The sequence below is a fragment of the Streptomyces sp. NPDC091272 genome, assembly GCF_044757485.1.
GTDB lineage: Bacteria > Actinomycetota > Actinomycetes > Streptomycetales > Streptomycetaceae > Streptomyces.
The window spans coordinates 16,032-32,131 of sequence record NZ_JBIVVC010000010.1 but is presented as its reverse complement, the minus strand read 5'-3'; the positions used below and the strand labels follow the sequence as shown (position 1 = coordinate 32,131).

Annotated in this window: 8 protein-coding genes; 2 read left to right on the top strand and 6 right to left on the bottom strand. The window is 69.2% G+C overall.

From position 1 onward, the window contains the following. Position 1 precedes the first annotated feature (1 nt). A complete protein-coding gene (locus tag ACIQM4_RS25215) occupies positions 2-412 on the bottom strand; it encodes a VOC family protein (RefSeq protein ID WP_401596250.1) in 411 nt (136 codons plus the stop codon). A 271-nt stretch (positions 413-683) separates the two neighbouring features. Here ACIQM4_RS25215 and ACIQM4_RS25210 point away from each other — a divergent pair, with 271 nt between their 5' ends. Together ACIQM4_RS25210 and ACIQM4_RS25205 are read left to right on the top strand one after the other, a co-directional pair. After that, positions 684-1,619, top strand: a complete 936-nt coding sequence (locus ACIQM4_RS25210) for a DUF6895 family protein (RefSeq protein ID WP_401596248.1) — start codon at positions 684-686, stop codon at positions 1,617-1,619. Then, the gene (locus ACIQM4_RS25205) at positions 1,616-2,614 is read left to right on the top strand and encodes a serine hydrolase domain-containing protein (protein WP_401595737.1); all 999 of its coding nucleotides are present in this window, start codon (positions 1,616-1,618) and stop codon (positions 2,612-2,614) included. The genes ACIQM4_RS25210 and ACIQM4_RS25205 overlap by 4 nt, the downstream gene beginning before the upstream one ends. Positions 2,615-3,106: 492 nt before the next feature. Here ACIQM4_RS25205 and ACIQM4_RS25200 read toward each other — a convergent pair whose 3' ends face one another. From ACIQM4_RS25200 to ACIQM4_RS25180, 5 genes are all read right to left on the bottom strand, one after another. Next, complete coding sequence (locus ACIQM4_RS25200; protein ID WP_401595734.1) at positions 3,107-3,460, bottom strand: hypothetical protein; 354 nt, start codon at positions 3,458-3,460, stop codon at positions 3,107-3,109. A 19-nt stretch (positions 3,461-3,479) separates the two neighbouring features. Then, entirely contained in the window at positions 3,480-9,608 is a 6,129-nt protein-coding gene (locus ACIQM4_RS25195) for a DNRLRE domain-containing protein (protein ID WP_401595731.1), read from the bottom strand. A gap of 1,240 nt (positions 9,609-10,848) precedes the next feature. After that, on the bottom strand, positions 10,849-12,576 hold the full coding sequence (locus ACIQM4_RS25190; protein WP_401595728.1) for a thiamine pyrophosphate-dependent enzyme: 1,728 nt from the start codon (positions 12,574-12,576) through the stop codon (positions 10,849-10,851). Positions 12,577-12,715: 139 nt separating this feature from the next. Further along, the gene (locus tag ACIQM4_RS25185) at positions 12,716-14,302 is read right to left on the bottom strand and encodes an FMN-binding glutamate synthase family protein (RefSeq protein ID WP_401595725.1); all 1,587 of its coding nucleotides are present in this window, start codon (positions 14,300-14,302) and stop codon (positions 12,716-12,718) included. 240 nt (positions 14,303-14,542) lie between these two features. Continuing rightward, a complete protein-coding gene (locus ACIQM4_RS25180) occupies positions 14,543-16,093 on the bottom strand; it encodes an ABC transporter substrate-binding protein (RefSeq protein WP_401595722.1) in 1,551 nt (516 codons plus the stop codon). Positions 16,094-16,100 lie beyond the last annotated feature (7 nt).

Here is a 16,100-nt window from a genome sequence, read left to right as displayed (position 1 = left end):
ATTAGTCGCGCTCGGGCCAGATCGGGCCCTGGTCGGTCCAGATGACGCCCTTGTTGCGGCACAGACAGAAGGGATGGCCGATCGGGTCGATGTAGACCTGCCAGCCATAGCCGTTGGGGCCGATGAAGTCCTGCCTCAGCGTCGCGCCGAGGTCGAGGACGCGCAGCTGCTCGGACTCGAACTCGTCCACTTCGAAGTCGAGGTGGAACTGCTTGGGGTGCTCGCTGTCGGGCCACTGCGGAGCGCGATAGTCGTCCACCCGGATGAAAGCCAGCTCGATCTCGCCGAACTGGATGCCGGCCCAGTCCTCGGAGCTGCCTTCCTTGATCGGACGGCCCGTCACCTCGGAGTAGAAAGCCGCCAGCTCCATCGTGTCCGGGCAGTCGATAATGAAATCGGTGAGTCGCAGCATCCCGCGATCTTGCCACAAGCTCGCACCCGACTTCGAGACAGGCCAGTCGCGGTCCCGACGGAGACAGAAGCGCCGGTAAAGGGGGGCCCTGGGTTCCGAGGGGGTGTAGAACCGCGCTAATCGTCGGCTCAGCTCGGCGGTTGCTGCCAGGCAGAGCTCTTCGGGGTCGAGGGCGGTAGTGGGCGGGTCGAGGATCAGGTGCGTCAGCCCCCCAGAGGTTCATTCGCCGTGCCAGGCGAGCTCTCCGTCAAAGAGACGGGGAGACATGGCGATGCATGACTCCGGTCTTCTCGGTGCGGTGCAGGTGTGGTCCTCCAAGGCTTTGGGCTGGCTCGACGCCGCTCATGCGGAGGGCCGCGGCCACTTCTCGGCGGACGTCTCAGCCGACATGAGCGACGACCCCGATGAGACCTGCAAGCCTCTCAGCGAGTGCGCCCTCGCGGCGTCGCTCGTCCTGCGTGAGGGGGTGGCCGGGACTCAGGACACCGAGATCGCACGCCGTATGATCGAGTTCTGCTGGAACCAGCTGGGCCGGGGCGACTTCCTGTACGAGCGCCAGCTGCGTCACATGATGCTCAGCGACCCGCTGGAGGTCTACCACTCCTTCGTCGTCGCGGGCCTGCGGCACCGGCAGATGGACGAGCTGCTGAGCTCCAGCGCCAGGTTGCGCTCGCCCCACGTCGCGGAAAGCGTCCCCAACCGGCGACTGGCGATCGCCAACGCCCGCCGCGTGCTGGGCGTCGGTCCGAGTTCGGACTGGGCGGCGTTGGCCTCCGCGACCTGGCTGGGTGCCACCCCGGAACCGTGGGCCTTGGACGTCAACACCGCCTACGACGTCACCCACACCGTGTTCCACCTGACCGACTGGGGGGCCATGCCAGGCGGGCTGCCCGAACCCATGCGCACCTACCTACGCCAGTGGCTCCCGGTATGGGTCGATGTGTGGACCGAGTTGGGACAGTGGGACCTGGCGGGTGAACTCCTCCTCGTCGACACGTGTATCGGTGACCCGCAGTGTCTAGCCGATGCGTGGGAACCGCTGCTTGCCGCCCAGCACCCGGACGGCCTCACCCCCCGGGACAACGACCCCGTCGAGGACGACGTCGACCTGGCGTTCAAGAACCACGAACATACCGCCGTGGTCGCCGTGTGCGCCGGCACTCTCACCCTCGCCCGAGCCCTGGGCTCCTCGCCCGTACCCCAGTGAGCGCATCCGACCTCGCCGCCCTGGCCGAAGCAACCCCGGGCGCCACCAGCGTCACGCTCGCCGTCCTGCGCGACGGGCACTCGCAGGTCTTCTGCCACGGCCACCAGTCGCGCACCGGACCGCCCACCACGGCGGACACGGTCTACGAGATGGGCTCGATCACCAAGACCTTCACCGCCCTGCTGCTGGCCGAGCTCACCGCGCGCGGCGACATCGACCCCCGCGCACCCCTCAACAGCTACCTCCCACGAGAACTTCGTCTGCACGGCCCGGGCGCCGACCGTGTCGCCCCCCTGCATCTGGCCACCCACACCTCCGGCCTGCCCGCCCTGCCCCCCGGCCTCCTACGCAAGGCCCTTCCCCACCTCCTCACCAACCCCTACCTGCCCTACACCGACGAGGATCTTGCACGCTCCGTGCACCACACCAGACTCACCCACCCGCCCGGCACGCACTTCGGGTATTCCAACTACGGAGCCGCCCTCCTCGGCCGGGCTATGGCCCATACCACCGCCACGCCCTACCCACGCCTCCTCGACGAGCGCGTCTGCCAGCCTCTGGGGCTGCCCGCCACCCACTGCCGCAGCGACAGCCCCCAGGCGGTCGGCTACAACACCGGCCGCCCCATGCCCCCATGGCAGTGCCCCGCCCTCCCCGCCGCCGGCGCACTGCGCTCCACCGCCAACGACCTGCTGCGCTACCTCCACGCACACATCGAACCTGACAACTCACCTTTGCCCGCCGCACTGTGCACCGTGCAAGAAGCACAGCTGCGCCTCCCACGCAGCAGCGGCCAGATCTGCCTGATCTGGTACCGAAACCAGGTCAAGAACCAACCTGTCATCACCCACGCCGGCGCCACCCGCGGCTTCACCACCTTCATCGGCTTCGCCCCCCACACCAAAACCGCCATCGCCGCCCTCGCCAACACCAACGCCACGCGAGCAGCAGGCTTCCTCAGACAGGCCTACAACATCCTGCACACCGGCATGTGAATGTCCGCCACAACCTTGTTGACAGCACTCCCTGTGGGCCACCGCGAGGAAGACCCGCCGGACCAAACGGGTGGCGGGCGGAGATCCGCAGTCGGTGTCCGTCGCCGCGATGCAGTAGCGCAGGGGCCGGCCGTGACTGCGGTCCCTGCCACTACCGCGACAGTCCAGACGAGTGAGCGCATGACCGGCAAACACCGACAGCGATCCGACGGCTGTGGCCCTGCCGACCCGCAATTTCAAAGCCGCCCAAGCGGCCGGGCGGTTGACCAGCAGACTCGGCTCCCACCTGCGGCAGGGCTTCCTGGTCGTCGACGGGGTCGCCCTACCAGCCTTTCGAACGCCGAGGACTCGGATCCTGCCGCGCAGACTGGCGCGACGCGTTCCTGGCGCGATGCGTTCCGTAACCCCGAAGCCAGGTGGGGGACGACCGTCGAAACGGCTGAGGGCCGGGAACAGAGTTCCCGGCCCTCAGCCCTGAGGTCGCCCCGGTCGTCAGACTGCCGCCGACACGGCTGCCATCAGGCAGGACAGCAGGCCGCAACCGCAAACCGCCGTCGCGCAGACGCGAACCGTTCTGTCACGGGGCAGGTGCCTGACCCGGGCGGTGACGAGGGCCACCGGCGCGGCGACGAAGGGCAGGGCGGCCGCGCCCAGAAGAGTGAGGCCCCAGCCCAGCGAGGCCGTCGTGCCCTCGGGCATCGTCGCGTGTCCCCCGGCGCCCAGAACGTGCTGGGCGCCGTTGAACACGAGCGGGAGCGCCGCGAAGAGCCCCGGCAGGAACGCCAGCCCGATCAGGGCCACCGCTTGGGCGATACGGGCCGGTGGGGTGTCCGCGGACCTTCTCATCCGATTCTCCTTCAGATTCCTACCAGCGCGGTGCGTACCAGCTGATGTTGCTGGCGAACAGGGCCCACATCACCTTGGCGAAGACGTTGTTCGCCTTGGAGCACGGCTTGTTCCGGTTGCACCAGGTGTTGTTGGGGCCCCAGGCCTTCACGTTGAGCTGGAGCCTGCCGTACTTCTTGCCGAGCCAGAACTTGATGTTCTTGTCCTTGCCCTCCACGTGACCCTTGAGGGACTTGAACTTCCAGCCCGTCGAGTAGATCTTCGTGACCCGGACCGGGCCCTTGCCGTAGGCCAGGTTGCAGCGTTCGCCCTTGTTGAGGGTGGAACCGCAGCCGGTCAGCGGGAAGACCCAGAAGTGATTGCGCATCCACTTGAAGACGGTTTTGGCCGAGCTGTAGAAGTAGCCGAGACCGTAGGAGGACCCGTACGAGTACTCTCCGCTCAGGTCGAGGCAGGAGACAGGGTTGCCGCGGCAGTACTCGTAGCTGTTGTCGTTGCCGCCCTGGACGGGATCTACGGACAGGAACCGGCCCGAGGCGGGGTCGTACAGGCGCACGCCCATGAGGACGAGACCGCTGGAAGTGCCGCTGTCCCGCTGGTAGGAACCCAGCCAGCCGTAGGAGGCGGAGGAGGTCCCGTCGAGGGGCTTGCCGTACTCGTCGTACCGCTGCACCACGGGGGCGGCGGCCTGGCTCAGCGGAAGTTGCACGGAGACGTCGCCGTGCAGGTTCGAGAGTTGCAGGACCGTGTCCCCCGTGCCCGAGGTGAGGGCGGACAGCCGCCCGCCCGGGCCGGTGACGGAACGGGTGAGCGTCCCCTTGGACGACGCGGTCCAGGTTGGGCTGTCCTCGTCGTCGGCGAAGTGACTGGTGAGGCTCTCGCCGGCGGCCCAGGTGCCGTCCTCCTGCTTGACCTGCTCGGTGGAGCGGGCAAGCCGTCCGGCCGCGTCCAGGGAGCGTACGGTGCGCCGGTTGTCGGTGCTCTCGCTGCGGACCAGGTCGTTGGCGTAGTACGTCAGCGCGGTGGCGCCGTTGGCCGTGGTGCGGCCGAAGGCGTCGTACTCGATGCCGGAGGCGGTCAGGCGGTCGCCGCTGTCGAAGGCGGAGGTGACCGTGGTGCGGGTGGCGTCGTCGGTGGCGCTGTCGCAGTCGTCCGACGCGGTGGCCAGGGCGGTGCGGTTGCTGTTCGCGTCGAGGGTGTAGGTGCGGGTGGTGCAGCCTCCTGCTGTGGTGTCGGTGGCGGTGATCAAGCGTCCGGTGCCGTCGTAGGTGAAGGCGCTCTCGGTGGTGGCGCCGTCGGTCTGGGTGTGCTGCGCCTGCTCGCCGTTGACGGTGGTGCCCGCCACGTCCGAGAGGACCGGGATTCCGGCCTGGTCGGTGTACTCCTTGCCGGTCTCCTTGCCTGCCGTGTCGGTCGTGACCTTGAGCGTGTAACCGCCGGGGAGTGACTCGGTGGCGAGTTTTCCGTCCGCGTCGTAGGTGGCGCCGAGGACGCCCGCGACGGAGTCGGTGATCTTCTTGACCCGCCCTGCCCCGTCATAGGCGTAGGACGTGGTCGACGGGGCGGAGTCGGTGACCTTCACCGGCCTGTCGAGGAGGTCGTACGCGGTGGTTGTCACATTGCCGGCGCCGTCGTCGTAGGAGGTCGGACGTCCCAGCGCGTCATAGGTGTAGGAGACGGTCTGACCGCCGGAGGCCCGGGTGGCCTGCTGTCCGGTGGCCTTGTCGTAGGTGAGGGTGGTGTCCGCCACTGCCTCGCCGACACCGCCGGTGACCGACATCTTGACGGTGCGGCCCGCGTCGTCCCGCACGACCGTGGTGACGCGGGTAACGGTGCCTGCGATCTCGGTCTTCGTGGCCAGCTGGCCCGAACGGTCGTAGGTGAGGCGGGTGGTGAGAAGTTCCTTGGGGTTGCTCCCCCCTCCGGTCACGGAGGCGGCGGGAGCGGTGCGGCAGAGCATGCCCGCCCACTCGGGCCGACCGGCGCAGTCACCGGTTCCGTCGGCGGTGTAGTAGGTGTACCGCAGGGTGCCGGCGTCGGAGCCGCCGGACGCGGCGGTGCGGGTGCTCTCCACCCGGCCCTTGGCGTCGTACGTCGTACGGGCCACCGCGGTGGCGCCGCTGCCGCCCGTGGCACCGTCCTTGCCGGACAGCACCTGGCCGGTCTTCCAGTCGTAGCTGACGGAGGCGGTCTGGAGGTCCGCGTCCTTGGCGTAGCCCTCGACGGTTGCGCCGGAGGCGGTGGTGGTCACCTGACCCGACACCGCGGCGTCCGCGGGCCGGTTCTCGTCATAGACGTAGCTGTTGTGCGAACGGGCGGGGATCACCGAGCCGGCCGGCAACGTGGCTTCTGCGGTGGCGCCGGCGAGTTCCTTGACCAGGGTCACGAGATGCAGCGGGCCGTACTCGTGTACCAGCCGCGTGCCGTCGGGCGAGTACACCGAGGTGGTGGAGAGACGTTCGGCGCGCTCGACGCCCGACAGGTCGGCCAGTCCGAGGGCGGCGGCGGTGTCGTCGTCGGCGCGCAGCGCGATCTCCCTGTTGCGCGCGCTCAGTTCGGACACCGTGTTGCCGTGCGCGTCGTACTCGGTCGTGGTGATCGAGCCGCCTGGCGAGGCGGTGTTGGTCTCCTCGCCGTCGGCGTTGAGATAGGTGACGGTCGCCGCGGCGTAGTCACCCGACGCGAGGTCGGAGCCTGTGCTGGAGGCCGGGGCCGACCCGGGAGGAAAGAGGGCGGTGGCGTCGGTGGGCGCGTCGTCCTGTCCCCAGGCCGCCACGGTGGCCTCGTCCATCCGGTACGGCGCCCGGTCGGTGGCGAGCGGCACGTCGTAGACGACCGTGGTCGCGGCGGTGCCGGACGTGGTCGTGGCCGAGCCTTCGGCAAGGCCGGGACGGGACACCTTGAGGAGCATGCCCGAACCGGCGGTCAGCGCCGAGCCAGCCCTGCCGTAGGTGAAGGTCCACGGCAGCTGGCCGCCCTCGGTGAGGGTGGTGACCAGGCCGTCCGCGTCGTAGCCGTAGGAGGTCTTGAGCTCGGTGCCGATCCTCGGGTCCCACACCTCGCGGAGCAGGCCCTTGGCGTCGTAGGCGTACCGGGACACGACCTCCGGCGTGGACGCGGTCGCTCCCGGGGCGGTGGCCCACAGACGCACGGACTGCACCTGTCCCTGCCGGTCGCCCAGGGCGCCGCCGGCGGCGGTGGTGCGGTCGGCGTAGACGAACTCGACGACGCGGCAGCCGCGCCGGGCCGGGTCGGCCTGGCACTGTGCGGCCGCGATCGCCTCGTTGGGCGAGATCACGTACTTGGGGCGGGCCAGCTGGTGTCCGGCGTCGCCGACCGTCTCGGAGACGAAGGTGAGCTGGGTGTCGTCCACCGCGGAGGCGCTGGACGCCAGCGGCCACGTGGTGGCGGCGGAGTTGGCCTTCGTGAACACGGACACGTCGGCCTTGCCGGTGTCCGTCAGCGTGAACGACGCGCCGGTGAGCGTGCCGGTGAGCACGAGGGACTCGTATCCCGGCTGCGGCGCCCAACGGCCCTGTGCGGCCGCGGTGAACGCGATGGTGGAGCCGTCGGCTTCGAGGATCTCCACCGAGGTGTCCGAGGTCTTGCGCAGCTGAGTGAACGAGCCGCTCTCCTCCCCCTTGACCGACGACGTCCAGCCGGGACCGAAGATCTCGGCCTGGCCCTCGGTGTCCTTGCCGTTGGTGCGCGAGGAGAAGGTGCGCTGCACCTGCACGGAGTACGCCGATGCGTCCGGCTCGGTCAGCGTGAAGTCGCCGGTGAGCAGGTTGACTTCCCCGGTGCCGACGCTGTCGGTGGGCGCGTTGCCCGCGTCCCGGTCCAGGGTGACCTCGGTGGTCTGCGTGTGGCCGTTGGTGGTGCCGTTGGTGAACCGGGCGCGCAGTTCGATGCCACCGTCCTCCGCGAGGGTGGACACCACGTTCCAGACCAGGGGAGTGGCGGTGCCACCGGTCACCTTCACCGGCCACGCGGTGACCGCCGCGCCGGAGGCGGTGACGTCGGCGACGGGAACCGTGCGCCAGGTGTCCTCCTCGCCGCGTCGGTATTCCCAGGTGACGCCCGTGTAGGAGGTCAGTCCTCTGGCCGCCAGGGTGAGCCGGCGGGCGGTTTCCGCGCCGTCGGCGGGCGACAGTACGGCCGCCCCGTCCTCACCTACGCCGAACTGGTAGGTGGTGGCGGTGGTCGAGAGGTTGCCGCCGGAGTCGACGGTCTTGGCGTAGAGGGTGTGCCAGCCGTCGGCGGGGTTGACGGCGAAGGTCGCCGCGTCGCCACCGGTGCCGTTGGTGGTGTCGAGCAGCTTGTGCGGCACGGCCGGATCGTCGAGACCCCACCAGTAGCCGGCCCCGTCCGCCGAGGTGGTGTCGAGGGTGCAGGAGACGGGCTCGGCGGCCTTGGCGGTCCAGCCGTTCTCCTCGTACGTCTCGCAGGTCACCTTGGGCGCGGTGGGCTTGATGGTGTTCATGACGAACGTGCTGTACCCGGTCCACGGGCCGTAGTCGATGCCGTCGTGGGCGCGGGCCCGGTAGCGCAGGTGGGCACCGTCGGGGAAGGCGTTGGCCGTGGGCACGGTGAGCTTCGCCGTGCTTCCGGAGGAGACCTCGGCGGACGTGGCGGTGTACGTGTAGGTGGTGTCCGCGTAGGCGGGGTCCGCCGTGACCTCGAACTGTGCCTTGGCCTTCGAGCCGTCGAGGTCCTTCACGTCGGCCGACAGCAGGGGAGTGCGCGAGGTGACATAACGCTTGCCGTTGTAGCTGTTCACCGCGGAGGGGAGCACCGACACGCCGGTGGGCACGGCCGGGTAGGAGTTGTATGTGACCGTCAGGTGCGGTTCGGTGGACCCGTCACCGGACACGTAGTTGGCCGAACGGAACCGGCGCCACGTCGTCGAGTCGGTCTCGCTCGCTCCGGCCACCCGGAACCCGTGGTTGGCGGAACCGGCGGCCCACGCCTGCACGATGGCGTCGACGTCGAAGGCCATATTTCCGGCCGGGCAGGTGGAGTTGTATCCCAGCGCGGCCTTGTTGGTCACCGCGCCCTCGGTCGCCGTGGTCGGCTGGGCTCCCCAGGTGAGGGCCGAGGAGTCCCATGCGGAGGTGACCCGCCGGACCTGGGTGCCCGCTCCGGTCGTGCCGCAGGTCGCGGAGTAGTACGAGTACAGCGTCAGCCTGCTGTCCGTGACGTGCTTGCCCTTGAGCGCGTTCACGTCGAACTTGAGGTACGAGCGGGCCTTCGTGGTGCCCCCGTCGTAGGTACCCGACTTCAGCTCGGTGGAGGACACCTGCGAGTCCGGGTAGTTGGTCGCCACCCAGGTGTCCGTGGACGCCGCGAGGGTGGACGTCGGATCGACGGTCACCGGATAGGTGAGCTGCTTCTTGAAGTAACCGGCGTCGGGCTTCAGCACGAGGGTCTGGGTGCCGTCGGCGGCCGTCTCGATCGTGGTGGCCACCTGTGCCAGGTGTCTGGACTCGCCGGACGCCGGGTTGACCGAGGAGTCCCACATCATGGGTGCCGGGGCCTCGGCCACGAGCTTGCCCGTGCCGTCCTTGAGGAGCAGGCGGCCGGTGCCGGCCTTGGAGAGCTTCAGTCCGCCGCCCAGCTTGAGGGGCATGCGGTACACGGGGGCCGTGGTCGGCGCCTTGTCCAGGACGACGCTCTGCGAGAAGCCCTGGGAGAGTGCCGTCACGGTGAGCGTCTCACCACCGCCCAGGGCGTATGAGGCGGTGCCGTCCTTCACCTTGGGTGCGGGAAGGGGCGTGGACCATTGCATGCCGAAGGACCGGCCGCCTCGTGCCACCGTTGCCAGGGACTTGTCGCCGCCGTCGGACAACTGCACCTCGGCGGCGGCGACCTTGGGCTTCAGCGAGGGCCCGGAGTCCACCAGCGCGGTGTCGATGTCCTGCCAGCGGCCGTTCACCTGTGCGCGGACGGGTCCGGCGTACAGCGAGGTCTCCAGTTCACCGCTGGGCAGTGCGTAGGTGGTCGTCGTCGCCGTACGCTCCGAGAGCACCTCGATCCTGCGCTTCTGCAGCCGGGCCATCAACAGGCCGGCCGCCACCGAGTCGGCGGTGGACGCCGCCTTCCCTGCACCGGGCGCATCGACGGCGCCGGCACCCGTGGGTGTGCCCATGGTCGGCGTACCAGTGGCAGGCCTCACCGAGGTCGGCTGTTCGAGGGCGAAGGCCGCACCATTGTCGAGCGACACCAGGGCCGTCTGCGCCAGCAGGACGGTAGTCAGGCCGACGGCGACCCGTCTGACCTGCCGTGTCCTGTTGATGGATGCGAGAGGCGGTATCTTCCGCCCCCAACTGCTTTTCACAATGCCTCCGTTCAACCCGCACGATGCGCACAGGTTGCTCACATATTGACCGCCTTATTGAACGTGTGATCAGGAACTGCTCCAACAGCTGACCTGAAGCGATGTCTGATCGTGATCAACAAATGGGAATGAATGGGGCCACTCAGACGTCTTCGCCACTGGCTTTCAAGTCGTACGCACGCAAAGGCGGTTGCCGCTCAGCGGTGCGCTCTGGAGGTCATTCGGGGCTTGATGCGAGGTCAGGCCGTTGCGGAGCGCATGCCGCGGCGGCCCGGGCGGTCTGCTGGACCGTGCCTGTCGGTCGAGGCTGGGCGGTCGGCAACCGGCTTCACTGGTCTGCGAGGCCCTGGGCCCGTGTGAGCGGCTACGGCTGTGGCGGCCAGGGCGTGGCAGGTGCCGCGTCGAGGCCGCGGGTGGCGACGAGGTGGGTGCTGCCGTCAGGCAGCGGTAGGACAGCCCGCCACGGCGAGGCGGCCGCCGGCCACGGTATTCGTCAGGACGTAGTGCGCGCCCATAGGAACGCGCTCGCCTCAAGGAACCCGACGAAGGGACCGCTGTGGGGAGTTGGCGAGGGGACGAGCACCCGGCACCTCCCACCGGTACCTCATTGATACGCGCGCATGCGGGTTCCCGCCGTCACGCCACGTGTGTCGTGTCTCGGAGTGCCACATCGCACGGGCGGGTCTTGGTGCCGTGTCGCGGCGAACAGACCGCCCCAGCCGGGAGGCAGGCGACCTCGGACAGGGCGCGGTCGGGGCGGGATGTGGGGCGCGGCCTCGCACGAGGATCAGGTTGCGACAGCGACTGGTCCGTCGCTCCGGTGGCTGTCCGGAGCGAAGGGCCCCGGGCCCGGGGCCCGGGCGGCGCGCTGTCGCCGTCATGCCTCACCGTCCCGCCCTGGTCCGATTGGGTAAGGGTCTCTGCCCGAAGGGCTTGACGATGAGCATCACTCCGCTCTCCTGGACGCCGGACGCCGCCGCAGTCGATCACTGACCGCTCGCGACCGTGCCGGTCCGACCGCGCCGCGGCGGGACTGCTTCCTGGTAGCTGCTCAACTGCCCGCGCTGCGCAGATTCTCCCGCACCTTGGCGATGGCGAATCCCCAACCTTGCTGGACCGTCGGCTTGGCCGGCACGGCGATCTCGTCCGGATTGGTGAGCACGTCGAGGAGCACGGGGCCGGGCTCCTCGAACGCGCGTCGTACTCCGTCGGCGAGGTCCTCGGCGCGCGTGACGCGGATGCCGGTGATTCCGAGCGCCTGCGCCACGGCGGCGAAGTCGGGGTTGTCCAGGACCGTGCCGAACTCGGGCAGACCCGCCTGCTCCTGTTCCAACTTCACCATTCCCAGCCGCTGGTTGTCGAAGACGACGAGCTTGACCGGCAGCCGCTCGGAGCGGATCGTCATGAGATCCCCGAGCAGCATCGAGAGCCCGCCGTCACCGCAGAACGCCACCACCTGACGGTCCCGGTCCACCAGCTGGGCGCCGATCGCCTGGGGCATGGCGTTGGCCATCGAGCCGAGGTTGTACGAGCCCAGCAGCCTGCGCGCACCCCGCATCTCCACGAACCGCGCAAGCCAGACCGTCGCCATCCCGGTGTCCGAGGTGAACACGGCGTCTTCCGCCGCCGCACGGTCGATGGCGGCGGCAAGCGCCTCCGGCCGTACCAGGTGGGAATTGTTGTCAAACGCAGAGCGCACCCGCCCCAGCAGCCCCCGGTCGTGCTCCGGTTCGGCCAGCCGACGCTGTCCCTCCTGCCAGTGCAGGAACTTCTTGCGGGCCGACTCCAGGTGGTCCTGGTCCTTGCGGCTGTCGAGCCGCTCCAGCAGCCCCCGCACGGTGGGCCCGACATCCGCGGCGAGTCCGACGTCCACCGGCACGCGGCGTCCGATGTGCTCGGCCACCCGGTCGACCTGGACTACCTTTTTGCCCTCCGGGTACCAGTCGCGATAGGGAAAGTCGGTACCGAGTAGCAGCAGCGTTTCGGCGTGGTCCATCGCCCAGGCGGCGGCCGGGTTGCCGATGAGCCCGGTCTGGCCGACCTGATAGGGGTTCGCGCCCTCGAACCCCTCCTTCGCCTTGAGCGTGAGGACCATTGGCGCCGCGAGCCGTTCGGCGAGGGCCAGCACGTCCTCGCGGGACTCGCGCGCGCCGCGTCCTACCAGCAGCGTGACGTTGCCGCCGTCGTTGAGCAGCGTCGAGGCCTCGTCAAGGGCCGGGTCGTCGGGGCGGTTGCCTGAGCCGACGAGGGACAGCCGCAGAGGCCGGTCGGCGGGAAGCTTCTGCCCGCCGATGTCGCCAGGCACACTCAGGACTGCCACACCGCGGCGTCCGATTGCCGTGCGGACGGCGACCTCCAGCAGAGCGGGCAGCTGTTCGGGCGAAGTGACGGTGGCCCTGAAGACCGCCACATCCTTGAACAACAGATCGTTGTCGACCTCTTGGAAGTAGTCGGTGCCGATCTCGGACAGCGGGATCTGTCCGGCGACTGCCAGCACCGGGGTGCCGCTCTTGGCCGCGTCGTACAAACCGTTGAGGAGGTGGACGGCGCCTGGCCCCACCGTGCCCATGCACACACCGATCGTATCGGTGAGCTGCGACTGCGCGCCGGCGGCGAAGGCGGCCGCTTCCTCGTGCCGGCAGCCGACCCAGGAGAGCGACTTCGAGGATCTGATCGCGTCGGTCAGCGGATTGAGTGCGTCTCCGACGACGCCGAAGACGTGCTGGACGCCGAGGTCCTCAAGGGTGTCCGCGAAGAGTTGTCCGACAGTGCGGGTCATGGGGGTTGTTCCTTTCCGTGAGCAAGGACGCTCTGCGGGCGACGGGGAGGCGTCCTCGCTGCGTCGGGGAGGGGGCGGTTGTCTCACCGACCCGGCCAGGCGGACTGGAGGGCCGCCGGGGTCGAGGGGGCCAGAAGGATCAGAACGTAAAGGTGTCCGGGTTCGCGGCCTTCCAGTCCGACGCCCAGGCGGGTGGTGGGTTATCGGTCAGTGCGCCGGGGGCCAGCCATTCGTACAGCTCCGCGTACGAGCGGAAGTCGTCGGCGTCAGTGGCGCGCCGACGCACCAGGCGCGGGCTGAGATCAGCAGGGTCCGTCACACCCATGGCAGCCATGATCTGCAACGCGCTGGAAACGGTCGCCTCCTGGAAGCGGTGGACCCGCTCGGACTTGTCGGCGACGACCAGCGCGCGGGCGCGGCGCGGGTCCTGCGTCGTGACGCCGGTGGGACAGCGGTTGGTGTGGCACCGCTGGGCCTGGATGCACCCGACGGCGAACATCATGGCGCGGGCGGCGTTCGTCCAGTCGGCGCCCATGGCCAGGCGTTTGACGATGTCGGAACCGGCGGCCACCTTGCCGCTCGCGCCGATCCGGATACGGTCCCGCAGGCCGGTACCCACCAGGGCGTTGTGCACGGTGATCAAACCCTCGGTCAGGGGCATGCCGAGGTTGTCGGCGAACTCCAAGGGAGCCGCGCCGGTGCCGCCCTCGGCGCCGTCCACGACGATGAAGTCCGGAGTGATGTTCTCGGCGAGCATCGCCTTGCAGACGGCGAGGAACTGCACGCGCGATCCCGGGCAGAGCTTGAGGCCGACTGGTTTGCCATCCGCGAGCTCCCGCATCCGCGCCACGAACCGCACCAGCTCCCGCGGGGTGGAGAACACCCGGTGGTAGGGCGGCGAGATGACGGTCTCTCCCTGCGGAACGCCCCGCACCCGGGCGATCTCGGCGTTGACCTTGCCGCCGGGAAGCACGCCGCCGATTCCGGGCTTTGCCCCCTGCGACAGTTTGAGTGAGACGCACTTCACCGCGTCGTGTGCCGCCTTCTGGCGGAACTGCTCGGGATCGAAGTCCCCGTCCTTCGTACGGCAGCCGAAGTAGCCGGTGCCGATTTCCCAAATGATGTCGCCCCCGGGCCGGAGGTGGTACTCGGAGAGCCCGCCCTCACCGGTGTCATGGGCAAAGCCGCCGCGGGCGGCACCCGTGTTGAGCGCGAGGATCGCATTGGCGGACAGCGACCCGAAACTCATGGCGGAGACGTTCAGGAGCGCCATGTCGTAGGGCTGTGTGCAGTCCGGCCCGCCGACCCGCACCCGGGGCGCGCTCTTGGGCGGCTCGACCGGACGCATGGACGGCACCAGGAACTCGTAACCGCGGCTGTACATGTCCCGCTCGCTGCCGAAGGGCTCCTCGGCGTCCACGCCCTTGGCCCGCTCGTAGACGATGTTGCGGGTGTCCCGGTCGTACGGGCGCCCGTCGAAGCTGCGCTCCACGAAGTACTGCTGGAGCTCGGGCCGGATCGCCTCCAGGAGGAAACGCGCGTGCCCAAGCACGGGGTAGTTGCGCAGCACCGAGTGACGCGGTTGCGTCAAGTCGTAGATCCCTACCAGAGCGGCGACGGCCAATGGCGCGGCTGCGAACCACCACCAGGGCGTCAGGAGGACCGCCGTCATCACGGCCACGGCCGCACACAGAACCAGGAGGGCCACCGCCCCGAAACGCTTCATGGCTGATCTGTTAACCGCGATGGGTGCTCTCATGTCCGCCGACCAGGTGACAACTTTCCTGAGCGCGGCAGACGGCTTACGTGCGGAACGCTTACGGGCGGAACGGGTGAACGGCTACGTGGCGGAAGGCGAACCGGAACGCGTCCAGGGGCCGGTTCTGCCACTCGGCCATGCCCGTCCGGCCAAGCGAGGGCCGCGGTCTCTCGCGTGATCACGAACCGCTCCCAGGCCCGCTCGACATCAGTCGCCCTTCGCCGTGCACTCCTTCTTCGGCGGGGCGCCGTCCGGCCAGGCCAGGCGCACGAACTGGATGTGGTGGCCCTCGGCAGGTAACAGCTTCACTATGGCGACGGCCTTGTTGTACGGCGTGCCGTAGCTGTTGAGGCAGATCCAGCCCGATGCCCCGCGCACCATCGCCTGACCGTGCAGGCGCGGCCAGGCGGCCGGAATCGACTTCTGGTCGGGCACCCGGCCTTTCCCGACCACCCGGTTGCGGATGGCGGCGATCGCGGTGAGGGCGGAGTCGTGTGTGGTGATCGTACGGCCGTCGGCGAGACCGGTCGGGCCGATGTCGCCCACCGCGTCCCTCTGCCTGGGGTCGGTGACGAGACGTTCGAGGGCCTTGTAGTCGGTGCTGGAGCCGCCGGTCGCGGGCGGTCTGGCGGTCCACGCGTCCTGGTGGGTGATGGTCGCGTACTCGACGGAGAGGCCGGCCCCGAAGGTGAACGCCTCCCAGGGCATCTTCGGGTCGAGGGCGAGCGTGGAGGCGCCGGAGACGGTGACGACCCGGTAGCGTTTTTCCGGGCAGCCACGCTTGCCCAGGGCTCGCACCAATTGCGTGAGGGCGGGCGGGCGGCCGGAGAAGTAGACGGTGGTGGCACGGGAGTTGCAGAGGTTGTTGACCATCTGGGCGAAGTCGTTGGGAGTTGCCTGGTCGGCCCGGTATTCCTCGGGGGCGAACGGGGTGCCCTTGGTTTCCGTGCGGAAGGCCGCGCGCAGGGATCGGGCGTAGAGGTCGTCGGCGCGGGTGTCCTCCACCAGGAAGGTTTCGGCCGGTTTGACCTTGAGGTAGTGGGTGAGAGCCCGGGCCTGGTCGCTGTTGGACGGGACGATCTTCGCCAGTCCCGGGTACTTGTCCGGTTCCGCCTTGGTGTTGGCGATACTGTCCGCGGTGATCGGACCGCCGACGACCGCGATGCGGTGAACCTCGGTGAGCCGGCGGATGGTCTCCTCGGTCTGTGTGGTGCTGACATTGAACCCGAAGACGGCCCGCAGACGGTCCCGGTCCGAGGCAGACATGGCGGCCAGCTGGTCGGTGACCTCCGTGCGCCGGGTCATCTCCCGGCCCGGGTTGGCGAGCACCAGCCGTATGGGCGGTTCGAGTTCCCCTTCCTGATTGGCCCGGAACTGTGCGAGATAGGCGCCCTGGACCTCTCGCAGGAGCTGGGTGCGGGCCGCCGTGTCCTGTTCCGTGGGTGTCATCGGGATCATCAGCGCGATGGTGGAATAGGGTGCGCCGCTCCCGGTGACACGGTCGTTCTCCGCCTTGATGCGGTCGGAGACCGGGCCGATCTCGGGGATGAAGTGATATGCGCCGTCGGTGACGCCGGTGCACTCCACGTCATCGCCCCGCTTCTCCACACCCACGCCGCAAGAGGAGTTGGGCAGCAGCCGCGGCACGGTCACGGTCGCACCGGCCGCCAGCAGAAGCACCAGCACCACCCAGAAGAGTTTCCGCACGGCCGGGCTCTGTCTCGCGTACCGCTCGGTGACAGCCTCAAAGGGCTTCACGACCACC